The sequence below is a fragment of the Clostridium sp. UBA7503 genome (genome assembly GCF_002477055.1).
Taxonomy (GTDB): Bacteria; Bacillota; Clostridia; order Clostridiales; family Clostridiaceae; genus Clostridium_J; species Clostridium_J sulfidigenes.
Map to the genome: position 1 here is coordinate 35288 of NZ_DLNT01000041.1, position 23598 is coordinate 58885.

Sequence of the window (23598 nt, forward strand, 5' to 3'; positions counted from 1 at the left end):
TGTTACTGCCTTTAAAATGATTAGTTTTCACACTCTAAATTAGCTACTGTACAAGAAGTTTTGCAAGCTGATTGACATGAGTTAGCACACTCTTTACAACCTGGTTTTTTTAAACTTTCTTTAATGTTAGATTTGTTAATAGTTTTTATATGTTTCATTTTTATTCCTCCTAAAATTGATAATATCTATAGATTCACTCCTAGCATTCCTGATAATGATCCTGCTGCTAATGCTAAGATTAATCTAACTACGTCTTTTCCTCCTAATGCTAAGTCATTTCCAAAGCATAAGGATACTATATAAAGTATTAACATATAAAATACTGCTACTAGCAACCCCACAAGCCATCCTTTACTTCCCATTTTTAATGTAGCATATATAGCTCCATATACAACACTAGCCAATGTAGCTATAACTAAAAATACCGATGTGACTGTGTCACTAAATGGGAAATATGAAGTAACTAATGAATATACTAAAACGCAAATTACTGTTAAAATTGATGCTCTGAGCACCCCTACTCCTATAGCGGAATAATTAAGCTTTTTATACATACCCAAAACCCCCTTATATTAATTAATATGTTTATATAAGGGGCTTTATGATGATTATGCCTTTATTTCTTCTGGTTCATTAGCTGATTTTGAAACTGAAGCAATACCTAGTTTGCTCATTTTTATTCTAGCTCTATCTGGACCACTCTCTAAAATAATATATTCTTCTTGAATATTTATTATTCTTCCCATGATTCCACCTTTAGTCATAATCTCATCATTTATAGCTAAAGAATTCAACATATCATTGTATTGTTTCTTTCTTTTCTTTTCTGGCATGAAAATCATGAAGTAAAACAACACAAGTACAAGTACCATTGGAAGAAACGCCATTAAGTTTTGCATAATATCTCTCCTTTCACTAGTTATGTATATATTTAAAAAATAGATACCTAATTATTTTTTTCCCCACTCTGAAAGTCTTTGATTTTTAAATTCTTCAAAGTAATCCCCATCAATTGCATTTCTTATATCTTCCATTAATTTATTATAGAAATACAAGTTATGAAGCACACAAAGTCTCATTGCCAACATTTCCTTGGCTTTAAATAAGTGCCTTATGTATCCTCTTGTATAATGCCTACAAGTCGGACAGTCGCATCCTTCATCTATAGGATTTTTATCTAACTCAAACTTAGCATTCATGATGTTTATTTTACCATACTTAGTAAACACATGTCCATGCCTTCCATTTCTAGCTGGTAATACACAATCAAAGAAGTCTACACCTCTTGAAACCGCCTCTAATATATTTTCTGGAGTACCTACTCCCATAAGATAAATTGGTTTATCCTCTGAAAGATATGGAACTACCGCATCAATAATTCTATACATGTCCTCATGACTTTCACCAACAGCTAATCCTCCAATTGCATATCCATCTAGGTCTAGTTTTCTAATGGTCTTAGCATGTTCTATTCTAATATCCTCGTAAACTCCACCTTGATTTATACCAAATAGCATTTGCTTTTTATTTATAGTATTAGGATCTGCATTTAATCTATCCATCTCTACTTTACATCTTTCAAGCCATCTAGTAGTTCTTGCTACAGATTTTTCTACATATTCTCTTGAAGATGGATTTGGAATACACTCATCAAAGGCCATAGCAATAGTTGAAGCTAGATTACTTTGAATTTGCATACTTTCTTCAGGTCCCATAAATATTTTTCTACCATCTATATGAGAGCTAAAGTATACACCCTCTTCTTTAATTTTTCTCATACTTGCTAATGAGAACACTTGGAATCCACCTGAATCTGTAAGAATGGGTCTATCCCAATTCATGAATTCATGAAGTCCTCCCATTTTTTTAACTACTTCATCTCCAGGTCTTAAATGAAGATGATATGTATTTGACAATTCTACCTGACACCCAATTTCCTTTAAATCCATGGATGATACTGCTCCTTTTATTGCAGCCAACGTTCCAACATTCATGAACACAGGGGTCTGTATTGTACCATGAGGAGTAACAAATTCCCCACGTCTAACTTTTCCACTTTTTTTAAGTAATTTATACACCTATTCATCGTCCTTCCTATTCATGGATAAACATAGCATCACCAAAACTAAAGAATCTATATTTGTTTTCTACTGCAATTTTATAAGCATTCATCACTATTTCCCTAGTTGAAAAAGCACTTATAAGCATAATTAAAGTAGACTCTGGTAAATGAAAATTAGTTATTATGGCATCTACTATTTTAAATTTATACCCTGGATATATGAATATACTAGTATATCCTGATTGTTCTTTAACTTGACCTTCTTCATTAGCTATACTTTCAAGGGTTCTATTTGATGTAGTTCCCACAGCTATAACTCTTTTCCCACTTTTTTTAGCATTATTTATTATTCCAGCGTTTTCCTTATCTAAAATATAATACTCAGAATGCATTTCATGATCTTGAACATCTTCCGCTTTTACTGGTCTAAAGGTTCCAAGTCCCACATGTAAAGTTACAAAAGCTATATCAATCCCCTTTTTCTTTATAGCTTGTAGTAGCTCATCTGTAAAGTGTAGTCCAGCGGTAGGTGCTGCTGCAGAACCTACTTCCTTTGAGTAAACAGTTTGATATCTTTCTCTATCTTCCAGTTTTTCTTCTATATATGGTGGCAACGGCATTTCACCAAGTCTATCTAATACTTCTTCAAATATACCATCATAGTAAAACTTTACTTTTCTATTTCCATTGTCTAGAACGTCTACTACCTCAGCCTTTAGTTCTCCATTTCCAAATACAAATTTAGCTCCAACTTTTCCTCTTTTGCCAGGCTTAACTAAGGTTTCCCATATATCATCTTCATGCCTATTTAAAAGCAAAAACTCCATTTTACCCCCGGAGCCTTCCTTAGCTCCATAAAGTCTAGCTGGCATAACTCTTGTATCATTTAATACAAGACAATCTCCTGGATTTAAATACTCTATAATATCTTTAAACACTTTATGTTCTACTTCACCATTTTTTTTATTTAGAACCATAAGCCTTGATTCATCTCTTTTTTCTAAAGGATGCTGAGCTATTAATTCCTTTGGTAAATCAAAATAAAAATCCTTTACTTTCAAAGTCTATACACTTCCCTATTCTATCTATATGTTTATTTCTATAATATATGGTCTGGAATAATCCTTCCTAAATGTTCATAGGCTTTCTTTGCGGCCATTCTACCTCTTGGAGTTCTTACGATAAACCCTTTTTGTATTAAGTATGGTTCATATACATCCTCAATGGTACTGACTTCTTCACCTATAAAATAAGCTAGAGTTTCAACTCCAACGGGTCCCCCATTAAAGTTATCTACTATGGCTTCTAATATCTTATTATCTAATCTATCAAAGCCTTCTCTATCCACTTCTAAAAGTTCAGCTGCTTGCTCCACCATGTTACTATCAATTACATTTATACCTTTAACCATAGAGTAATCTCTAACTCTTTTTAGTAACCTATTAGCTATCCTTGGTGTCCCTCTAGATCTCATTCCTAAACTAAAAGCACCTTCCCTATCAATTTCAACTCCTAATATTTCAGAAGACCTTAAAACAATTTCTTTAAGCTCGTCATCATTATAATATTCCATTGAACATAGTACTCCAAATCTATCTCTTAAAGGTGCGGTCAATAGGCCTACCCTTGTAGTTGCTCCTATGAGGGTAAATTTAGGTAAATCTAGTCTTATAGACTTTGCTGATGCCCCTTTACCAATAACAATATCTAAAGCAAAATCTTCCATTGCTGGATATAAAATTTCTTCTACAGACCTATTCAATCTATGAATTTCATCTATGAATAGTACATCGTTAGTATTTAGATTCGTTAACAATGCTGCTAAATCTCCTGCTCTTTCTATAGCAGGTCCAGATGTAATTTTCAAATTTCCACCCATTTCCTTTGCTACTATGTTAGCTAATGTAGTTTTACCAAGGCCTGGTGGTCCATATAATAATAAATGGTCTAAGGGTTCTTTTCTCATCTTTGCAGCTTTTAAAAATATATCTAGCTTATTTTTAACTTTTTCTTGTCCTATATATTCCTTAAGGCGCTGAGGTCTTAAGGAATATTCTACTTCTATATCTTCTTCAATAATATTAGATGTAATAACTCTATCTTCCATAATCCCCCTCCTTAACTATAAAACCCTTAATAAGGTTTTTATCCCATTAAAATCTTCAAACATTCCTTTATAATATCTTCAACACTCTTACTTCTATTAGCTTTTTCTATTGCTTTTTCTGCCTCTTTATCCGAGTATCCAAGGGCTATAAGTGCCCCCACTGCTTCTGATAGTTTTTTATTATCTATGTCAATATCACTAATAGTAGTTCCCTTAGGCATGGCATCCCCTACGGTTACCTTATCCTTAAGCTCTAATATTATCCTTTGAGCAGTTTTCTTACCAATGCCTGGTGCCTTAGTTATTAATTTATCATCATCGGTAATTATAGCATACTTTAATGTAGAAACATTGGCAATAGACATGAGTGATAGTGCTGCCTTAGGTCCTACACCACTAATGGAAATAAGAAGATTAAACATGGATATTTCATCTTTAGTTAAAAAACCATAAAGTCCAATAAAATCTTCTCTTACAATTTGATGAGTATAAATCTTTATTTGTTGATCTATAGCTGGCATATTAGAAATTGTACTACCTGATGTAAAAATTTTATATCCAATATTACCACATTCTATAACTATATATTCCTTTTTTATAGACTTAAAAATTCCTTTTATATATTCATACATGCTTTGTCACCTATCTTTTTATTTAACCATTTGTTAATTCTTTATTATTTTGTAGTCATCATCTGCAAATTTAAACCTATATCTATTATATACCTATATGTATTGATATTAAACTTCATTAATTAATTATATTACCTTACAATTGTAACTATATTATACTTTACCATCTACAATATAACAATTCAATAAAAACTATTTTAAACTTATTTTAAACTGAATTTATATTATTCCTACAATTTCTCATAGAAAAGGAGTGCTTCAAAATTCCTTTCGAAACACTCCTTTTCTGATACTATGTGCTACAAAGAGCCTGAGCATATTCCATAGCCTCTTGTATATTGGAAAACTGATAATCTTTATGTCCTTCGTAGAATGTCCTCAAAAGATTACCCCTGTTCTCTATGTCGTTAATTTTTAAATACGACTGTCCACTATCATCTTTAGGATTCAATATCTTCTCTTCTACTACTTTTATTGTTCTATCAGAATCCTTATTATAAATAACAATATTTTCATCCTTTATTCCTATAAAATAAGAACCTTCTTTATAGGAATATCCTTCTATGTCCTTTACAAATATGATATCTTCTTTTGTGAATTTTTCTACCTTGTATCCAAAACTAGAAAATATCTTTTCAGCCTGCTCCTGATTAAGACCAATCAAATTATCTTTTTCTACATTTATAGTTTTATCTAATTTATCATTAATCTTGACCTTACCTAAAGAGTTTTTATAGTTTAACATGAACTCTATATTACTTTTATCTGAAATTAATACATCATTCATATTTAAAAAGCTTGCTTGAGTTGCTTCACTTAAAATTCCAGCTCCTCCATCTTTTGAACTTCTTAAGAAGGCTATACTTACAGTATAGCTAAGTAAAAAAACTATTATACCTACAGAGGCTATAAAAATATATAATCCTTTATTTTTTTTATATCTTTCAATCATACAATCCCTCCTACTAGGAATTGTATCCAGCTTTGATATGTTTATACACTATTGCTTACAAAAATTTATAAACTATATATCTCCACTCTTCTTCCATTAAAGAGTATATGGAATTAACCTAAAAATATACACAGATATTTAAATTCATGTCACAGATATTTAAATTCATGTCACAGATATTTAAATTCATGTCACAATTATTTAATTATATATCACATTTGTTTACTTACATATCACACTGTTCAACTTCTATGGCAAAATTTTTACAACTTTCACAGATAATAATGGATACAATATAACTTTCATCAATTTTTTTCATTCTCTCTAATTGGGAATAAGTAGTAGTTCCAAATTCATTACTTATATTACTAATTATATATTTTCCTTCTTTAGTAAAAATATAAAAATGATACTCTAAAAATCTATAATATTTTTTATCTATAGCTTCACTGTTTCCACATTCTTCACAGTTATCAGCATAATATTCATAGTCAAATTCTACTTTTTCTTTACCTTCTTCTAAAATTTCTAATACTTTTTCTATGGTGAAATCTTGTATTTCCTCCGCTTCAATATAAGAAAGGTTATCTTTTGATAAAATAAATTCTTCATCCTTATGTTTAAATTTAAAATTATTCATATTATTTCTCCTCAATTCTTCAATTTATTCCAAAATATCATACTGTTATTATATATTATTTGAAACTATTTAAACAGTTTTATTCATAATATAAAACCTGTTATATTTTAGTCCATAGAACTCATTAATGAAAATCTGATTTTTTTAAATTTGCATCTTTCTTTTTTAACACTAATTTATCCTATCAGCATATTCTATTATTAAATTAGGATAAGTTACTAGGAGGCTACAAATGATTGAATTAACCCCAATACACTATGTATATTTAATTTTTATTATATTAATTTTAGTAGCAATGATAAAAAAGTTAGACTGTTCCCTTATTTGCATTGTTGGAGTAGTATTAATTGCATTAATTAGCACTAAATCTATTCCTGCATCTCTAATTAGCATTTTTAATAGTTTTATCTACTCAATTACGGAATTACTGCCAACAATACTTATAATATCTATAATTGCTGGATTAAGTAAAGGATTATCCTATACTGGCATAAGTAAAGTTATGATAGAACCCTTTAGTAAGTTTATGAAAAATGATTTTATAGCCTTTTGGGGTATAGGTATAATAATGATGATTATTTCTTATTTCTTTTGGCCATCTCCAGCCGTTGCATTAGTTGGAGCTGTATTAGTTCCTGTGGCTATCAAATCTGGCCTCCCTGCCATAGGTGCTGCCATGGCTATGAATCTTTTCGGTCATGGTATTGCATTGTCTACAGACTTTGTAATTCAAGCTGCTCCAAAGTTAACTGCTGATGCTGCTGGTATTCCTGTATCTGCAGTAGTTAAAGCTAGTATTCCTCTTATAATTATTATGGGAATTGTCACTACTGTTACAGCCTTTATCATGTTAAAGAAAGATATGAAAAATGGAACCCTTGAAAATCTCACCTACACTGAATATTCAGAAGAGTTCGAGTCTACAGATGAATCTCTTTTAAGCAAAGGATGGAAATCCTTTTTTGCAATATTAATTCCTCTTCTCTTTGCTACTGATGTATTTTTAATGGTTTCTTTAAACTTAAAAGGTGGAGATGCTACAGCACTAATCGGTGGTACAACCTTAATTATACTCATATTGGTATCTGTAAAAGCTTATAAAAAAGCTTCTCTTGATAAAATCACTAGACATCTGGTAGAAGGCCTACAATTTGGCTTTAAAGTTTTTGGAATAGTAGTTCCAATTGCTGCCTTTTTCTATGTAGGTGGTGATGGATTTACAGCTATTATAGGTAACTATTTACCTATGGGCTCATTAGGTATAGTAAATGACTTGGGATATGCCCTTTCTAATGCAGTTCCACTAAACAATTTTTTAAGTGCTTTTGGTGTAACTACTGTAGGTGCAATCACTGGACTAGATGGTTCTGGATTTTCCGGTATAGCTCTAGCTGGTTCCACTGCAAATCTATTTGGAACAGCCACTGGTGGAAATGTGGCTATTTTAACCGCTCTTGGACAATTAGGTGCTATTTGGGTAGGTGGAGGCACATTAATACCTTGGGCCATTATCCCCGTTTCTGCTATATGCAAGGTATCACCTTTTGAACTTGCAAAGCGCAACTTTAAACCAGTAGTTTTAGGTTTAATTATTACTACCATAGCAGCTCTATTCTTCTTATAATATTTAATTCAACTAAACTTCATAGAGAGGTTTATTCTCACCGAAGTTTAGTTGAGTTTAACTTTTTATATTACAACACAATATCTAAAATTAAAATGAATTATTCTTTTAAAATATATAATTTTTTAATTTTCATTGACACATTTGGAACTATATCGTATTATATGAATATAGTGATATGGAGGTATATAAAACATGACTGAGAATGACACATTTTTAACTAACCCAAAACTTTTTGAAGAAAAAGCAAATATTTTAAAGGCATTAGCCCACCCCGTAAGGCTATGCATTGTTAAAGGTCTCATTGAAACTGGTGGAAGCAATGTTACCAATATGCAAAATTGCTTAGATATGCCTCAATCAACTATATCGCAACACATTGGAAAGCTAAAAGCTTTTGGCATTATAGACTGGCAACGTAACGGTCTTGAAATTATATATAGTGTTAGTGACGAAAATATAAAAAAGTTAATAGAAGTATTATTTTAACTATTAAGAAGTCAAAATTCTTTAGACTTCTTTTTTATAAATATTTTATATCGTATTATTATGATATATAAATATTAAGATTTAACTATTTCTGAGTATTGTAAAGGTTATATTGTTTATACTATTTGTATTGTTTAATATTGAAAGGAGATTTTATTATGAGTAAAAAAGTTATTATCGTTGGTGGAGTTGCTGGTGGCGCTTCTACTGCTGCACGTTTAAAAAGACTAGATGAATCTTTAGAAATAATTATGTTTGAAAAAGGGGAATATATATCTTTTGCCAATTGCGGACTTCCTTATTATATAGGTGAAACTATAAAGGAAAGAGATAATCTTCTAGTGCAAACAGTAGAAGGTATGAGTTCTAGATTTAACATTGACATAAGAAACTTTAGTGAAGTTACTAAAATTGATAAGGATGCTAAAAAAGTTACTGTAAAAAATCATAGTTCTTCTCAAGTTTATGAAGAAAATTATGATGTATTAGTTTTATCACCGGGTGCTAGTCCAATAACTCCACCTATTCCTGGACTTAAAGAAGCAACCAATTTATTTACTCTTAGAAATATACCAGATACAGATAAGATTAAAGCCTTTGTTGATAGTAACTCTCCAAAGGAAGCTGTAATTGTTGGCGGTGGCTTTATAGGTCTTGAAATGGCTGAAAACCTTAATGAAAGAGGAATTTCTGTAACTCTTGTAGAGATGGCAGATCAAGTAATGGCTCCTCTAGATTACGAAATGGCAGCAATAGTTCACGAACATCTACTTCAAAATGGAGTTAATTTAATTCTTAAAGATGGAGTTAAATCCTTTGAAAACCGTGGTAAAAAAGTAGTTTTAAATAGCGGTAAAGAAATTGTAACAGACATGATTGTTTTATCAATAGGAGTTTCTCCTGAAAGTAAAATCGCCATAGATGCTGGTCTGGAAGTTAACAATAGAAAAGCAATTGTTGTAAATAAAGAAATGAAAACTTCTGATGAAAACATCTACGCTCTTGGTGATGCTGTAGAAGTAATTGATTATATAAATGGTAATCCAACTACCATTCCACTTGCATGGCCAGCTAATAGACAAGGGCATGTTGTAGCTGATAATATCTGTGGTAAAAAAGCTGAATATAATGGTACTTTAGGTTCTTCTGTAGCAAAGGTATTTTCACTAACTGTTGCAACTACAGGTAATAGTGAAAAAACTTTAAAAAGACTTAACTTAGAGTATAAATCAATCCATTTACATCCAAATTCCCATGCTGGTTACTATCCCGGTGCCTTCCCTATCTCTCTTAAGGTTTTATTTAATCCAAAGGACGGAAAAATATTAGGAGCACAGGGTGTAGGTTTAGATGGAGTAGAAAAGCGTATTGATGTTATAGCTACTGCTATAAAAGGAAATTTAAAAATAATGGACTTACCAGAACTTGAATTATGCTATGCTCCACCATATTCTTCTGCAAAAGACCCTGTTAATATGGCTGGATATATAGGAACTAATATAATGGATAATTTGGTTTCTATAGTTCAATGGGATGAAGTTGATAATTTAATAGCTAATAATGAATTTATTCTAGATGTAAGAGAAGAGATGGAGTTTGAAGTTGGTCATATAAAAACCGCTTTAAATATTCCTCTAAATACCCTTAGAAATAACTTAAATAAGATACCAAAAGATAAAACAATCTATGTTTATTGTCAAGTAGGTCTTCGTGGATATATCGGCTGTAGAATACTTTCTCAATATGGATTTAATTGTGTGAACTTAGATGGTGGTTATAAAACTTATGCTACCGTTAAATCTTCTTTAAATGCTAAAGATACTCAATCTAACTTAAATAATAATACTGAAGACTGTACTTGTAAAACTGATGATTCTTCCAATATAGAAGATTCTAGTAAAGTTACTGTACGTCTTGATGCTTGTGGACTTCAATGTCCAGGTCCTATTAGAAGAGTTTTTGAGGAAATAGGCAAAATGAAGTATGGAGATATCTTAGAAGTTAAAGCCTCTGATCCAGGTTTCCAAAAGGACATCAATAGTTGGTGTAGTAAAACAGGAAATACTCTTGTAAAAGGTGAATTTAATAAAAAAGAAAAAGCCTTTGTAGCATTAATTAAAAAAGGTACCTCTCAAGATTTAACAAGTAGCTCATCACCTGTTAGTTGTGATATTTCTAAGAAGGATGGTGCAACCCTTGTAGTCTTCAGTGGTGACCTTGATAAAGCCATAGCTTCCTTTATCATAGCTACTGGTGCAGCGTCCATGGGAAAACCAGTTACCATGTTCTTTACCTTCTGGGGACTTAATATCTTAAAAAGAAAGGATAAGCCTTCTGTTAAAAAGGATACTATGGAAAAAATGTTTGATATGATGCTTCCTAGTAGCACTGGAAAGCTTCCATTATCTAAAATGAATATGGCTGGTATGGGGCCTGCTATGATTAAAAACATTATGGCTAAAAATAATGTAGATGACCTAGATACTTTAATTGATAACGCTCTTAAAATGGGAGTTAAAATTATTGCTTGTGCTATGTCCATGGATTTAATGGGTATTAAACATGAAGAATTAATTCCTGAAGTTGAGGTTGGTGGAGTTGCAACGTATTTAGCTTCCACAGAAGATGCTGGACTTAACTTATTTATATAGTTCTATAGTTAAATTTTTATATTCCTATTTAAATAAAGGATTATCTCAACAAAGAGATAGTCCTTTACTTATTTGAATCACTCTATGGCATAAACAAACATATTAAACTATTCTTTTTCCTTAGGAGATTTAATTCCTGCCTTCGAAGATATATGATCTTTTACATTTCCAGTCTTTGGATTACTTGGAGTATGTTCATGTTTTTTATTATTTTTATCCATTTTTAATGCCTCCTATATAATTTTATTGTCAATATTATTATATGTCCAAACATTCAATCTATACCATTAATAAAATGGTAATGTTTCTTTCTAAGGAAGCTAATCCTTTACTTTCCTTAATAATTTCTTACTTTATGGACAAAATAATTGTGTAGTAATCCTTTATATAATTTAAGGAGGTATTTTTATGGTTGATAATAATAAAAGTCGTCTGAAGGATAGAAAAAGAAGTCAGGCTGAACTTAGAAAAATGTATCCAAAGGATGGAGCTGATGTAGGAATAATAGATGGAGTTAAAATAGGCTCCTATGCTAATAGCAAAGACCATTCTGAGAAGGACGAGATAACTTATTAATAAAGATTAGCAAAGAAGTCCCTGTAGAAATTGCTAATTTACTAGATGCATTATTAAAAAATTTCCCTATATAAATAGTTATATAGGGAAATTTAAAAATATATAAATATATGCCTATTTTGCTAGTTAAATAGTTATTCTGTCCATGCGAGTTTCAGAGATTTTCATATGGGAGTATTATGATTTTATATAAATTAAATTTGAAAGAATTAATGTTCTAATTATATTTTTGATCTACTAATTTTTTCTCATATAATTTTTTAGATCCCCTACCTCTTTCTTTAGATCTTCTACATCTTTTTTTACTTCATCTACTATCCTCAATTTATCGGTAAGGTGTGATATTACATCTTGATAATTTTTCTCTCTTTGTTCTTGCTTCACATCTCTTTTTTCTTGAGCTTTTAGTATATAGAATAATAAAAATATACTTAGTACAGCCCAAATACCCTGCGATAAAGCCACCTTTAGAATTTCATTCTCCATCATTTATTTCACACTCCTTACTTGATATATTTTTTTATTAGTAAGACTGTAATGACGTTTTACTAAGAGAACACATTTCTTGTTTATCATTTATATGTCTAAAGCTTACAAATTAATATAAGAGTATTCTATTTTAACAATCAAATTATCTGACAATTCTGAAAATTCATTATGCATTTCAACTTCATTAAATATAAATTCTACTTAATTATTTACTATAATAATCTTACATAAAGATTTATTGATGTAATTTACTAATGTCCTCTCCGATAAGTTAAAGATACTCACCAGTATAATAATTTATTTTTAGCACAGTCATATCTTAGCTTCCTTGATAAAATATTAGTAATAGAGTCAAATTTAATTAACAATGATTCCATACTACTCCTATCATAAGGTTTTACTTTTATCAGTAGATTCACTATTAATCCCATTCTATACATCCTCCTTAATATTACTCAATTAAATAAGAAGTTAATTTTATGTAAAAGACAACTAGCTCAATTATCATTTATTATAGTTTGTTATAGTTTATGCTAGAATCAATAAGAATACAACTAGTAGAGCCTAAAAAGGATGAAACGCAACATGAAATTCAATAAGAGTATCATTAAGAGTATATTGTTATTAATAATGCAACATTAAAGTTAAATTATATAGTTGCAAGTCACTTACTATCCTATTTATAGAAAGCAACTTGCAATTTTAAACACATATCCTTATACATAAAAATAATCATTGTATGTCATAATCATATTATCCATTAGTAATTAATGAATAACTTTCAAAGTTAGTAATATCAACGGTTATTCACTACTAATCTTCCCATCCCTCTGGGAATTCAGCATTATGGTATACATTTTGTACATCATCATCATCTTCTAAAACATCTAACATTTTTTGGAATTTAATCGCAACTTCTTCATTAATTTCAGTGTATGTGTCTGGAATCATTTTAACATCTGCTTCTAAGAATTCTATTCCATTAGACTCTAAAGCTTCTCTTACAGTACCAAAATCTTCCGGAGTTGTAGTTACTACAAATACTTCATCTTCAGCTACAAAGTCCTCAGCACCTGCATCTAAAGCCATCATCATTAACTCATCTTCATCTACTGAGTCAGTTTTTTCTATGATGATTTCCCCTTTACTTTGGAACATAAATCCTACACATCCAATGGTTCCCATATTTCCACCCTGTTTAGAGAATGCGTATCTTACATTTCCAGCAGTTCTATTTTTATTCTCAGTAAGGCACTCAACTATTACTGCAATTCCTTCTGGTCCGTATCCTTCATATGTTATAGTTTCATAGTTTACTGCACTTAACTCGCCTGCTGCTTTTTTAATTGCTCTAGTAATTGTATCGTTAGGCATATTAGCTGCTTTTGCTTTTGCTATAACGTCTCTAAGCTTCGCATTCGTCTCTGGATTAGAGCCACCATTTTTAGCTGCAACAACTATTTCCTTACCTATTTTAGTAAATATTTTACCTCTCTTAGCATCTGCTTTACCCTTTTTAGCTTGGATATTATGCCACTTTGAATGTCCTGACATATTAACTTCCTCCTGTACTATATATATAATTATTAACTTTAAAATCAATGTACCTATTATAACATAATATGTCTAATAATTTCAAATTTCAAGAGCTATCCTTCAATAGCTCTATAATATCTGTATCCTTCTTTAAATAAATACTCTTCGTCCTCTTCACATATAGTTACTTTTCCACTAGTAGCCTCTACAAAGGCTGCAATTATTGTTTCCTTATTTTTTACCTCTGTGAACAGTGATAATTCCACTTTATCTGTATATATGGTATCTTCAATGTGCCAATTATTTGTACCACATAGGTATTGTATTTTGCCTAGTAAATCATATTCTAAAGTAAATCTTAATTTTAAACCCTTTACTTTTTCTACAATACCTGCTTCTTCAATGGCTGAAGAGGCTCCTTTAGAGTAAGCTCTTATTAGTCCACCTCCCCCTAAAAGAATACCGCCAAAGTAACGAGTAACTACCACCACTACATCGGTTAAATCATTTTTCTTTATGACTTCTAAAACTGGAATACCTGCTGTTCCCTGGGGTTCACCGTCATCACTGTATCTTTGTATGCCTTTATTTTCTCCCACTATATAAGCATAAACATTGTGGGTTGCTTCTTTATGCATACTCTTTATTTCATTTACAAAGCTCTTTGCTTCTTCTTCAGTATTTACTCTCTTTATGTATCCTATAAATGTAGATTTCTTTTCTTGAAATTCTGAAGTAGCACTCCCTTTCACTGTAAAATAACTCATATTTAAACCCCCTCTATAATATTTGAAATAGATTTCTATACTCTAAAACATAATGAAGATTTATAAAAGACTATTAACTCATAAGTATTATAGCTATTATGGTGAGTACTATAGCAATAATCTCTTTCTTCCCTAACTTTTCTTTAAAGAATATAACTCCACAAAAGTTTGTGATTAAAATAGTTCCTGCACTTACCATAGGAAAGGCTATAACTGCTCTTACTTCTTCTAATCCCTTTATTAAAAAGCTTGGCATTAGTACATTAGGAATACCCACCATGACACCAAAACACATATCTATTAACTTTACTTTTCTATTTTTAATAATTAATATAATTAAGCTTATAGTAAATCCTGTTAGGAAAGTATAAAATAAATATAAATTTTTATATTGTACCATACCAAAGTTTTGAAATAGTTTTGTTACAAAATCTCCTCCACCAGCTAGTATAAAAAGAAGTATTAAATCTACTTTCACAGTATCTTTAACATTTTGTTCTTCTTTGTTATTTAGATTTATAACTATTATAGCTATGATAGACAAGATTATTCCTAATATAGGTAATAATTCTATGGTTTCTCCTAATAGTATAACAGATAAAATTGTAGGTATTAATACTCCTAGCTTCATAAAAGTTGCAGACACAGATACTCCATTCTTTCCTACAGATTTTTGATATAGAATAAAACTTAAAAAATATAAAATACCTGTAATTATACCTAGAATTATTGCTAAAGCTCCTGTTCCTTCTTTAGAGAAAAGTTGTCCACTTATTAGTACCTGATTGAATTCCTGCATAAACATAGAAAACCAATTTATGTGGAAAATATTTAAACTTCCCATCATTATTATACTTGCCATCATTCCTGATAGATAATTTATGCTAGTTACCATATATCTATTACTTTCTCTGCCCTCACTAAACTTAAATACAATGGCTATTAAAGAACTGCATAATATAGATAATAAAATATTAATCATTATTTTTATCTCCGTCACTTATACTTTGAAAATTTATTTCTTCATTATCTCTTTGTTTAATATAACTCTCACAAGCCTTTTTAATATACTCTTTATCAGTACTATTGAATAAATCTCTTATTTTATCATTGGCTTCTCCACTGCTTATCTTTTGCAAGGACTTAACTGCATAACTTATTACTTGAGGATTCTTATCCTCCAAAGCTCTAATAAGAGCTCTCTCAGCTCTTGAATCACCTATTTTTCCAAGAGCTGAAATTGCCATTCTTCTAATATTTACATGATTATTAACCGTTGCCTTTATAAGTATGTCTACGGTGACATTACTTCTAAGTTCACCCATTATCCATATGGCGGCTTCTTTATCCTTAAGTCCTAGCTCCATATAGTTTTTAACTAAAAAATGAATTAACTTTTCTTTATTAACTCTATCTAAACTATTTAAAACCAAAATTCTCTCTTCCTTAGATGCTAAAATTAGGGATTTAAAAAGATCTGATGACGATTCACTTTTAACTAAAAACCTGTATTTTATTTTGCAATTTATGAGATGTTTTTGAACTGTGGCTCTATCTAGATTTCTAATTTTACATATGGCTTCTATAGATTTTCCTTCTAAGCTTAGAAAATAGCTGATTTCTTCATTACTATAATTTTCAATGAAATTCCAATCATATTTAACTAATCCTGTACTCAAATTTTCTCCCTACTCTCCCCTTCGAATATTGCTCTAATTTCTATACTAACAATATAATGATACTCTAGTTACTACTCTATAATATATTTAGAACTTTTATTGTAGACCTCATCATCACCTTGAACTACAAGAATAGTACCTTCTTCACCATACTCTTCACTTTCTACCAAAGCATTTCTATGTAGATATGCAACTGATGAAGAATCGCTATATGGTATTAATACCTTAAAGGTTTTTAATTTATAAGGAAGTATTTCTGTACATCTATTTAGTAATTCCTCAAAATTGATTTTATGTTTAGCTGAGACTTCCAAAATAGAATAGTTACTAAATGTTTCCTTTAGAGAATTTAAAATATTATCATTAGAGTCATCAATTTTGTTCAGTACTAATAAAGTTGGCTTATCTCCTGCACCTAATTCCTTAAGTACTTCCTCTACTACTTTTATTTGTTTTTCTGCTGCATTACTAGATGTATCTACTACGTGAAGTAATAAGTCTGAATAAACTACCTCCTCTAAAGTTGACTTAAAAGCTTCTACTAAATCGTGAGGTAATTTTCTTATAAAGCCTACAGTGTCTGTTACTGTTGCAACTCTATTATCTGGAAGAGCCATAGCCCTTGTTGTAATATCTAAGGTTGCAAATAACATATCAGCCTCAAAAACTTTTTCTTTTACCGTAGCTGACTTAACTGGTGAATATTCGCAAAGAGCATTTCTAAGGGTAGATTTTCCTGCATTAGTATATCCCACTAATGATATCTTAGAAATATTATCCTTACTTCTTCTTTCTCTTTGGGTTGCTCTTATACTTTTTATCTTTTCTAACTCTTTATTTAAATCGTAGATAGTATCCCTAATCTTTCTTTTGTCTGTCTCTAGTTTTTTCTCTCCCGGTCCCTTTGTCCCTATACCTCCTCCTGTTCTTGAAAGCATAGTTCCTAATCCACTAAGCCTGCTTAATCTGTATTTTAACTGGGATAACTCTACCTGAATTTTAGATTCCTTACTTCTGGCTCTCCTTGCAAATATCTCTAAAATAAGAGTAGTTCTATCAATTACCTTTGTTCCTATGGCTTGCTCTAAATTTCTTACTTGAGATCCTGATAATTCCTCATCAAATATTACTACATTCGCTCTTAGTGACTGTCTTAAATATGCTATTTCTTCAACCTTACCACTACCTATGAAGTAAGCTGAATCAATCTTATTACGTTTTTGAAGTATTTCAAAAACTGGCTCTACATCACAGGCTTTAGTAAGTTCCTTTAACTCAGCTAGGCTTTCTTCATCTTCTATAGATACTAATATTGCTCTTTCTGAATTATCTTCCACTATATTATCTACTTTAAAAACATCTTCAATATATCTAACCTTATCTAAAAATTTGTAGCTTAAAACTTTATTGATGGTTAAATTTTCAACCTCTTCTTCTATGAGCATGTTATCCTTCACATCACAGAAACCCATATTATAAATTAGAGGTTTATCCTCTGATACACCAACGGCAACTATACAATCTAGTTTTAATTTTAGAAGCGCTGATAAATCTAATGCGGATAGTTTAGGATTTCCATTGGGATGGGTATGGATTACTCTCACTTGAGATAATCTTCCCTCTCTAGTGTCAATCATAGGAACTTCGACTGTTGAGCTATCTCCGATGGCAACACTAACAACACTACCCTTTCTATCTATAGCAACGCTAACCTCTCTTTCAATTTCAAGGGTAACCTCTCTTAGAAGTTCTGCTAACTCTTCAGTTAATATGTCTGATTTTTGAAATCTCATATCATATATAGCTTCTAACTTTTTCAAGATGAAGTTTTTAACTCCATCAGTATTTCCATTTATCATATAATCATCTCCCAATTTTATTTTTTCTTTATTAATAATTTTTCTACATTAAACAAACACTGCATTCTTATACATTTTATACTATTGACAATTTCACCTTAATTTTATACTATGAAAACATTAATGTAAATATAAATTGAGGTGTGATTACATGGAAGATAAACAAAGAAATATTCTCTTTTCTAGAGAAGAAATCAATGAGGCTGTAGTTAAAATTGGAGCAAAAATTTCTAAAGACTATGAGGAAAAATCTGTTTACGTATTATCTCTACTTAGAGGAAGCTTCATATTTGCCGCTGACTTAGTTAGAGAAATTACTGTACCTACAACTATAGGTTTTATGACTACATCAAGCTATGGTCATGGTGAAGAAACTAGTGGTACTTGTAAAATAGTTCAAGATATACCTGATAATATTGAAGGTATGGATGTACTTGTAGTAGATGACATTGTAGATAGTGGTATTACTATGAACTTTGTGGTTGAACACGTTAAAAAGTTGGGTGCTAAAAGTGTAAAATGCTGTACTCTTTTAGATAAACCTGAAAGAAGAACTGTAAAAATATCTCCAGACTATTGTTGTTTTGAGATTCCTGATTTATTTGTAGTTGGATATGGCTTAAATTATGGTGACTTATACAGAAATATTCCTTACATATTTAACTGGGAATCTAAATAATAATGTTACAAATATTTTAAATACTTAATATATATTAATAGAAGAATAAACATGAAAACATACTAGAAGTTAATATTAACCTATTAACTTCTAGTATGTTTTTTATTTATTTAATTTATATGTTTACATTAATATAATTCTCTACTTAATAGCCTCTACTATTAAAGGAAGAGCATTTCCTGTATAGATATTTCTATCAAAATCATCGTAGCTCCAAGATTTTTCAAATCCAACTTCCATTAACATTTCAAATAACTCTTCATTTTGTAACATAAATAGATCTACTGTATTTTCTAAAATCTCATTATTTTTTTTATCCGTTATTCTTCCTGTAAACTTTACAATATCACTATCTCGTTTAATACTATAAAACCTTTCAAATTTAACTTTAGGACCATCAATAAGAGGCAATTCTTTAATATGTTCTCTCTTCACCTTATCAAAATTAATAGTTTGAATACATAATGGTGAATCCTTTTTTAATACTTCATAGCATCCTTTTAAAAATTCTTTTATTTCACTTTTTCCTCCTAGGTGAGGAAGTACATTACCTATACATACAATGCCATTAAACTCTTCTCCAAAGGACTTAGCTATAGTTTTCATATTCATAACTTCAAACTTCAAAGTATCACTTTCCTTATACCTGTCCTTAGCTATTCTTATCATTTCTTGGTCTAAGTCTATGCCTAAAGCCCTGTATCCTTGCGAAGAAATATATTCTGTAGTTTCTCCAGTACTACATCCAATATCTAAAACAAATCCACCCTTTTCTATATTATTTAAAGCAAACTTCTTTTTACCTAATGGTGCTGGAAAAATATCATCATAATATTTAGCTAAAACATTATAAAATTTTATACATTGATCCATACTACTCATCTCCCGTTCTTTAATTATTTATTCCATAGGAAATTCCTACCTTTTAAATTAATTATATATTTTTATATACCTATATCTATTTACATAAATAGTACACTATAAAAAGAATTTATTCAGTGATTAGCATCACACTTTTTAATTACCGTTAAGATCCATTTGTATTGCAGTACTTGGTACCCTTCCAACTATAATGGTTTCAACTATAGGTATTTCATTAACTATTTCTAATTCACTAGAAGATACTGCCATAATCATCTTTACTCTAGTGGTGGTTTCTATATAAATTTTATGTCTAGTTTGATTTATTCCTGCATCTTCAAACTCGGATATATATCTAGTAGTAATATGCCCTATAGGCCGCATTCTTATTTTTACATCTGGACCAAATCTAGCTAAAATATTATTTTTAGTCACATATCCCATGGGTATCTTTATGTCTACTTTAGATTTTTCCTCTAACTCATCTTGTGCTTTTAATACAGTTAATGTAGCAATTTCGCTTAATTTTAAAGTATCTGCTGACATCATTATTATATTTCCATCATTATCCTTATCAAATTTTATTATATCATTATAATTAAAATTCTTAGAGTATTCCTGGAAAATTGTTTTATTAATTGTATTAGTGACCTCTGCTCTCATCTGTGCATCTGCCACTAGTTTAACCGTTGGCATTATAATTTTATCTAAAGCATATATAAAAGTTATTAAAAAGGTCATAATTAAAAAAATTATTATGGTAAATTTTAACTTTAGAGACGATTTCATAGTATTACTCCTTTATAAATGTGGTATAATGTTAATAAATGTATAATGTGTTACATAAAACTATTCTATATCTAATATATGTATATGTATAAGAACTTCATTGAAGAATACTATATTGTATTTATACTATCATATAAGTTATAATATAGTATCGAAGATATGTTCATCATAAAAGGAGGAGAATATGGGAGAAAATAAAAAAATTAAACCTAAGCAAAAAAAGCCCAAGAAGAAAAGTCGTAAAGTCTTTAAAGTAATATATATAGTTTTACTACTTTTAATAATAACTTGTGCAGCTGCTGGTTTTGGTATTATATCTGGCATGATTAAAACAGCTCCAGAGCTTGATCTTGATATATTTTTATCTAATGGAGAAACTACACTTCTATATGATAATAAAGGAAAAGAAATGGATGAGTACAAGACTCCTGAAAAGAGAATATCTGTAGATATATCTACAGTACCTAAATATCTACAGGACGCCTTTGTAAGTATTGAAGATCAAAGATTTTTAGAACATAAAGGTGTCGACATAAGAAGACTTGGAGGAGCTGTAATCCAAGATGCTAAAATAATTCTTGGTCTATCAAATGACGAAATCCAAGGTGCATCAACTATTACCCAACAATTGGTTAAATATAAGTTTTTCCTTGAAGATTCTATAAATAATAGAGCTAATATAGAAAGAAAAGTTCAAGAGATTTATTTAGCACGTAAGTTAGAAAAGCTTCTATCTAAGGAACAAATTCTTAACGAATACATGAATACTATCTTTTTAGGTGGTAATGCTCACGGAATTGAAGCTGCTTCAACCATGTATTTTGGAAAATCTGTAGCAGATGGTTTAACCCTTAAGCAATGTGCATTTTTAGCAAGTGCTGCTCAGAATCCAACTATATCTTATATGAATGCCTATGAAGCCTTTGAAAAGGAAGAAGCCTTTGACTCACCAAGAACTAAATTAGTTCTTGCTAAAATGCTAGAGCTTGGAAAAATAACTCAAGAAGAATACGATACTGCTTTAGCAGAGCCTCTTATACTAAATTTCTCAACTTTAGAGGGTGACAAAATGGTTTATGAATGGTTTTCAAGACCTGTAATAAAACAAGTGGCAAAAGATTTAATGAAAACCTACGGATATACTGAAGTTGAAGCCTATGAAAAAATCACCTTTGGTGGTTTAAGAATATATACAACCATGGATAGAAAACTTCAGGATTCAGTACAAAAAATTATGAACAATTATCTTAAAGAGACTCAAGGCTCTAATGCCGATGGAGTTCAAACCTCTGCTGTAATAACAGATTATCTTAAAGGTGAAGTTAAAGTTATAATTGGTGGTATTGGTGATCAACCAGCTATGTCTTATAATAGAGCTATCTCTGTTGGAAAGGATGGTCAAACCTTCCTACGTTCACCAGGTTCTAGTATAAAGCCACTTACTGTATATGCTCCAGCTATTGAAGGTAAAACTTTAACTGCAGGGTCAGTGTTTGTAGATGGTCCATTACCAACTTCTATTGGTTCCAAATATCCTGGTGATAACGGTCCATATGTTCCACAAAACTGGAATTACGTATTTGACGGATATATTACTATCCGTGATGCTCTTGCTCTTTCTAAAAATACTGTTGCTGTATCTGTAGTTGATAGAATAGGTCTAAAGACCTCTGCATCCTATGGAGAAAAATTTGGATTAAGTATAACTGATAGAGATAAAACTAGTATTTCTGCTTTATCTCTAGGTGAAATAGATGGAACTACGCCTTATGAAATGGCTCAAGCCTTTGGTACCTTTGGAAATCAAGGAAATATGACTACTTCAAGAATATATACTAAAGTTACTGATAAGGATGGTAAGGTTCTACTTGAGCCAAAACTTGAATCTAAGCAAGTAATTTCTCCACAAACAGCTTATATTGTTTATGATATGCTTGAAGGTTCTGTTAACAACACAGGTCCACAAGCGAAATTTGGGAATATGGAAGTTAGGGGTAAAACTGGTACCTCTGAATCTACCAAAAACCTTTATTTTAGTGGATTAACCCCTTACTACTCAGCTGCTGTATGGATGGGTTATGATAATAGTAAGGAATTACCTTTTACTAGTAGTAGCATACCAGCTGGTCTATGGGGTAAGATTATGGCAGCAGCTCATGAAGGACTCCAATATAAATCTCTTCCGGCTCCTGGTGGATTAACTAGTGCTTATATTTCTAAAGATTCTGGAACCCTTCCAACGGCGCTTACTAAGAGAGATCCGAGGGGAAATAGAATTTACTCTGAAATCTTTATAAGTGGTACTCAACCAACTACTCTGGATAATATCCATGTGGAACTTGAAGTTGTAAGGGCTGCTGATGGTAAATACTACTTACCTTCTGATAAAACACCTAAAGATAAAATACAAAAGGTAGTATTTATAACTCGTGATACTAGATTATATTCTGGTAACATGCTTGATAATAAATATCTAGCTCCAGTGACTAAAGATCCTACAGAATATAAAGCTGAAGAAAAAGACACAGACAAAGACAAAAACAAAGACAAAGACAAAGATAAAATACCTAATCCTAATAAACCAGGTGAAAATACAAATCCTGGTGATACAACTACACCTCCTGTAGACCCATCTAATCCTGGTGGTGATACTGGAGATGAAGGTAATGAAGGTAACACTGGAAATAGTGAAAATAAGCCTGAAGCTTTCAATCATCTGTTAAATATCTATACTATGATCCCTAAAATATTTAGTAATAGTATAAGAGGCTAAATAATTCTATTATAAAACTATAAAATTAAAGTCTTCTCAAATACACAAATTTGAGAAGACTTTTTATATGCTTTACTTCGTTTTAGAGTCGAATAGTACTGACATTAGGTATCCAAATACTACAGCAGCCGCTATACCTGCAGAAGTAGCACTTACACCTCCTGTAACAATTCCTAATAAACCATTTTTATCAACTTCCTCCATAACACCTTTAGCTAAGGAATATCCAAATCCAGGTAGAGGAATCCTAGCTCCCGATAAACCAAACTCAGCTATCTTTTCATATATGCCAAATCCTTGAAGAACTACCCCTGATACTACAAAGATAACTAATATTCTAGATGGAGTTAATTTTGTGGTATCCATTAAAACTTGACCTATTACACAAATGATTCCACCAACTACAAAAACCCTTAGAAAATCTCCCCACATA

General features: G+C 30.7%; 25 protein-coding genes. 6 read left to right on the plus strand and 19 right to left on the minus strand.

Translation table 11 applies throughout. The annotated features are described in order from the left end of the window. Positions 1-20: 20 nt before the first annotated feature. The 9 genes from scfA to B3630_RS10865 all read right to left on the minus strand — a co-directional run bounded on the left by scfA (position 21) and on the right by B3630_RS10865 (position 6393). Positions 21-158 carry a six-cysteine ranthipeptide SCIFF gene (gene scfA, locus B3630_RS10825; RefSeq protein ID WP_035134469.1) on the minus strand — a complete coding sequence of 46 codons (138 nt, stop codon included), beginning with the start codon at positions 156-158 and terminating at the stop codon, positions 21-23. A 27-nt stretch (positions 159-185) separates the two neighbouring features. Then, positions 186-554 carry a TIGR04086 family membrane protein gene (locus tag B3630_RS10830; RefSeq protein ID WP_346871017.1) on the minus strand — a complete coding sequence of 123 codons (369 nt, stop codon included), beginning with the start codon at positions 552-554 and terminating at the stop codon, positions 186-188. Between the two features lie 54 nt (positions 555-608). Further along, complete coding sequence (yajC, locus tag B3630_RS10835; protein ID WP_035134465.1) at positions 609-899, minus strand: preprotein translocase subunit YajC; 291 nt, start codon at positions 897-899, stop codon at positions 609-611. Between the two features lie 51 nt (positions 900-950). Continuing rightward, positions 951-2078, minus strand: a complete 1128-nt coding sequence (gene tgt / locus B3630_RS10840; protein ID WP_346898040.1) for a tRNA guanosine(34) transglycosylase Tgt — start codon at positions 2076-2078, stop codon at positions 951-953. A gap of 16 nt (positions 2079-2094) precedes the next feature. Beyond that, the gene (gene queA, locus B3630_RS10845; protein ID WP_346898042.1) at positions 2095-3123 is read right to left on the minus strand and encodes a tRNA preQ1(34) S-adenosylmethionine ribosyltransferase-isomerase QueA; all 1029 of its coding nucleotides are present in this window, start codon (positions 3121-3123) and stop codon (positions 2095-2097) included. A 38-nt stretch (positions 3124-3161) separates the two neighbouring features. Continuing rightward, a complete protein-coding gene (gene ruvB / locus B3630_RS10850; RefSeq protein ID WP_346871019.1) occupies positions 3162-4169 on the minus strand; it encodes a Holliday junction branch migration DNA helicase RuvB in 1008 nt (335 codons plus the stop codon). Between the two features lie 38 nt (positions 4170-4207). Then, positions 4208-4801 carry a Holliday junction branch migration protein RuvA gene (gene ruvA, locus B3630_RS10855; protein WP_346898044.1) on the minus strand — a complete coding sequence of 198 codons (594 nt, stop codon included), beginning with the start codon at positions 4799-4801 and terminating at the stop codon, positions 4208-4210. A 292-nt stretch (positions 4802-5093) separates the two neighbouring features. Next, positions 5094-5753 (minus strand): hypothetical protein, encoded by a 660-nt coding sequence (locus tag B3630_RS10860; protein WP_346898046.1) that lies wholly within the window; start codon positions 5751-5753, stop codon positions 5094-5096. 226 nt (positions 5754-5979) lie between these two features. Further along, entirely contained in the window at positions 5980-6393 is a 414-nt protein-coding gene (locus B3630_RS10865; protein WP_346898048.1) for a DUF3785 family protein, read from the minus strand. A 232-nt stretch (positions 6394-6625) separates the two neighbouring features. Between B3630_RS10865 and B3630_RS10870 the strand changes: the two genes are divergently transcribed. From B3630_RS10870 to B3630_RS10885, 4 genes are all read left to right on the plus strand, one after another. Beyond that, complete coding sequence (locus B3630_RS10870; protein ID WP_346898050.1) at positions 6626-8017, plus strand: hypothetical protein; 1392 nt, start codon at positions 6626-6628, stop codon at positions 8015-8017. A gap of 195 nt (positions 8018-8212) precedes the next feature. Continuing rightward, entirely contained in the window at positions 8213-8506 is a 294-nt protein-coding gene (locus tag B3630_RS10875; RefSeq protein WP_150843918.1) for a metalloregulator ArsR/SmtB family transcription factor, read from the plus strand. Positions 8507-8664: 158 nt separating this feature from the next. Next, positions 8665-11157, plus strand: a complete 2493-nt coding sequence (locus B3630_RS10880) for a CoA-disulfide reductase (RefSeq protein WP_346898052.1) — start codon at positions 8665-8667, stop codon at positions 11155-11157. 408 nt (positions 11158-11565) lie between these two features. Next, positions 11566-11733, plus strand: a complete 168-nt coding sequence (locus B3630_RS10885) for a hypothetical protein (RefSeq protein WP_167402853.1) — start codon at positions 11566-11568, stop codon at positions 11731-11733. A gap of 237 nt (positions 11734-11970) precedes the next feature. Here the strand turns inward: B3630_RS10885 and B3630_RS10890 are convergent, their stop codons facing one another. The 7 genes from B3630_RS10890 to hflX all read right to left on the minus strand — a co-directional run bounded on the left by B3630_RS10890 (position 11971) and on the right by hflX (position 18063). Continuing rightward, positions 11971-12219, minus strand: coding sequence for a BhlA/UviB family holin-like peptide (locus B3630_RS10890; protein WP_346898223.1), 249 nt, complete (start codon positions 12217-12219; stop codon positions 11971-11973). Positions 12220-12503: 284 nt separating this feature from the next. Beyond that, positions 12504-12653 (minus strand): hypothetical protein, encoded by a 150-nt coding sequence (locus B3630_RS10895; protein ID WP_346898054.1) that lies wholly within the window; start codon positions 12651-12653, stop codon positions 12504-12506. Between the two features lie 382 nt (positions 12654-13035). Next, positions 13036-13776 (minus strand): YebC/PmpR family DNA-binding transcriptional regulator, encoded by a 741-nt coding sequence (locus tag B3630_RS10900; protein WP_346898056.1) that lies wholly within the window; start codon positions 13774-13776, stop codon positions 13036-13038. A gap of 95 nt (positions 13777-13871) precedes the next feature. After that, on the minus strand, positions 13872-14525 hold the full coding sequence (locus B3630_RS10905) for a YigZ family protein (protein WP_346898058.1): 654 nt from the start codon (positions 14523-14525) through the stop codon (positions 13872-13874). 73 nt (positions 14526-14598) lie between these two features. Further along, the gene (locus tag B3630_RS10910) at positions 14599-15507 is read right to left on the minus strand and encodes an EamA family transporter (RefSeq protein WP_346898060.1); all 909 of its coding nucleotides are present in this window, start codon (positions 15505-15507) and stop codon (positions 14599-14601) included. After that, positions 15500-16204, minus strand: coding sequence for a HEAT repeat domain-containing protein (locus B3630_RS10915; RefSeq protein ID WP_346898062.1), 705 nt, complete (start codon positions 16202-16204; stop codon positions 15500-15502). Before B3630_RS10915 ends, B3630_RS10910 begins: the two co-directional genes overlap by 8 nt. A 71-nt stretch (positions 16205-16275) precedes the next feature. Further along, complete coding sequence (gene hflX, locus B3630_RS10920) at positions 16276-18063, minus strand: GTPase HflX (RefSeq protein WP_346898064.1); 1788 nt, start codon at positions 18061-18063, stop codon at positions 16276-16278. A 151-nt stretch (positions 18064-18214) separates the two neighbouring features. Here hflX and hpt point away from each other — a divergent pair, with 151 nt between their 5' ends. Then, positions 18215-18742: a hypoxanthine phosphoribosyltransferase gene (hpt, locus tag B3630_RS10925; protein WP_346898066.1), complete on the plus strand. Its 528-nt coding sequence runs from the start codon at positions 18215-18217 to the stop codon at positions 18740-18742. A gap of 141 nt (positions 18743-18883) precedes the next feature. Here the strand turns inward: hpt and B3630_RS10930 are convergent, their stop codons facing one another. Beyond that, the gene (locus B3630_RS10930) at positions 18884-19615 is read right to left on the minus strand and encodes a class I SAM-dependent methyltransferase (protein WP_346898068.1); all 732 of its coding nucleotides are present in this window, start codon (positions 19613-19615) and stop codon (positions 18884-18886) included. 144 nt (positions 19616-19759) lie between these two features. After that, complete coding sequence (yunB, locus tag B3630_RS10935; RefSeq protein ID WP_346898070.1) at positions 19760-20392, minus strand: sporulation protein YunB; 633 nt, start codon at positions 20390-20392, stop codon at positions 19760-19762. 184 nt (positions 20393-20576) lie between these two features. Between yunB and B3630_RS10940 the strand changes: the two genes are divergently transcribed. Then, positions 20577-23165 carry a transglycosylase domain-containing protein gene (locus tag B3630_RS10940; RefSeq protein ID WP_346898072.1) on the plus strand — a complete coding sequence of 863 codons (2589 nt, stop codon included), beginning with the start codon at positions 20577-20579 and terminating at the stop codon, positions 23163-23165. Positions 23166-23237: 72 nt separating this feature from the next. Here the strand turns inward: B3630_RS10940 and spoVAE are convergent, their stop codons facing one another. Continuing rightward, complete coding sequence (spoVAE, locus tag B3630_RS10945) at positions 23238-23597, minus strand: stage V sporulation protein AE (RefSeq protein ID WP_346886286.1); 360 nt, start codon at positions 23595-23597, stop codon at positions 23238-23240. Between the last annotated feature and the right edge of the window lies 1 nt (position 23598).

Bases quoted from the DNA above. Each gene is read 5' to 3' on its own strand.
- scfA (WP_035134469.1), bottom strand. From the start codon at position 158: ATGAAACATATAAAAACTATTAACAAATCTAACATTAAAGAAAGTTTA.
- B3630_RS10830 (WP_346871017.1), bottom strand. From the start codon at position 554: ATGTATAAAAAGCTTAATTATTCCGCTATAGGAGTAGGGGTGCTCAGA.
- yajC (WP_035134465.1), bottom strand. From the start codon at position 899: ATGCAAAACTTAATGGCGTTTCTTCCAATGGTACTTGTACTTGTGTTG.
- ruvB (WP_346871019.1), bottom strand. From the start codon at position 4,169: ATGGAAGATAGAGTTATTACATCTAATATTATTGAAGAAGATATAGAA.
- ruvA (WP_346898044.1), bottom strand. From the start codon at position 4,801: ATGTATGAATATATAAAAGGAATTTTTAAGTCTATAAAAAAGGAATAT.
- B3630_RS10860 (WP_346898046.1), bottom strand. From the start codon at position 5,753: ATGATTGAAAGATATAAAAAAAATAAAGGATTATATATTTTTATAGCC.
- B3630_RS10865 (WP_346898048.1), bottom strand. From the start codon at position 6,393: ATGAATAATTTTAAATTTAAACATAAGGATGAAGAATTTATTTTATCA.
- B3630_RS10870 (WP_346898050.1), top strand. From the start codon at position 6,626: ATGATTGAATTAACCCCAATACACTATGTATATTTAATTTTTATTATA.
- B3630_RS10875 (WP_150843918.1), top strand. From the start codon at position 8,213: ATGACTGAGAATGACACATTTTTAACTAACCCAAAACTTTTTGAAGAA.
- B3630_RS10880 (WP_346898052.1), top strand. From the start codon at position 8,665: ATGAGTAAAAAAGTTATTATCGTTGGTGGAGTTGCTGGTGGCGCTTCT.
- B3630_RS10885 (WP_167402853.1), top strand. From the start codon at position 11,566: ATGGTTGATAATAATAAAAGTCGTCTGAAGGATAGAAAAAGAAGTCAG.
- B3630_RS10890 (WP_346898223.1), bottom strand. From the start codon at position 12,219: ATGGAGAATGAAATTCTAAAGGTGGCTTTATCGCAGGGTATTTGGGCT.
- B3630_RS10895 (WP_346898054.1), bottom strand. From the start codon at position 12,653: ATGGGATTAATAGTGAATCTACTGATAAAAGTAAAACCTTATGATAGG.
- B3630_RS10900 (WP_346898056.1), bottom strand. From the start codon at position 13,776: ATGTCAGGACATTCAAAGTGGCATAATATCCAAGCTAAAAAGGGTAAA.
- B3630_RS10905 (WP_346898058.1), bottom strand. From the start codon at position 14,525: ATGAGTTATTTTACAGTGAAAGGGAGTGCTACTTCAGAATTTCAAGAA.
- B3630_RS10910 (WP_346898060.1), bottom strand. From the start codon at position 15,507: ATGATTAATATTTTATTATCTATATTATGCAGTTCTTTAATAGCCATT.
- hflX (WP_346898064.1), bottom strand. From the start codon at position 18,063: ATGATAAATGGAAATACTGATGGAGTTAAAAACTTCATCTTGAAAAAG.
- hpt (WP_346898066.1), top strand. From the start codon at position 18,215: ATGGAAGATAAACAAAGAAATATTCTCTTTTCTAGAGAAGAAATCAAT.
- B3630_RS10930 (WP_346898068.1), bottom strand. From the start codon at position 19,615: ATGGATCAATGTATAAAATTTTATAATGTTTTAGCTAAATATTATGAT.
- yunB (WP_346898070.1), bottom strand. From the start codon at position 20,392: ATGAAATCGTCTCTAAAGTTAAAATTTACCATAATAATTTTTTTAATT.
- B3630_RS10940 (WP_346898072.1), top strand. From the start codon at position 20,577: ATGGGAGAAAATAAAAAAATTAAACCTAAGCAAAAAAAGCCCAAGAAG.
- spoVAE (WP_346886286.1), bottom strand. From the start codon at position 23,597: ATGTGGGGAGATTTTCTAAGGGTTTTTGTAGTTGGTGGAATCATTTGT.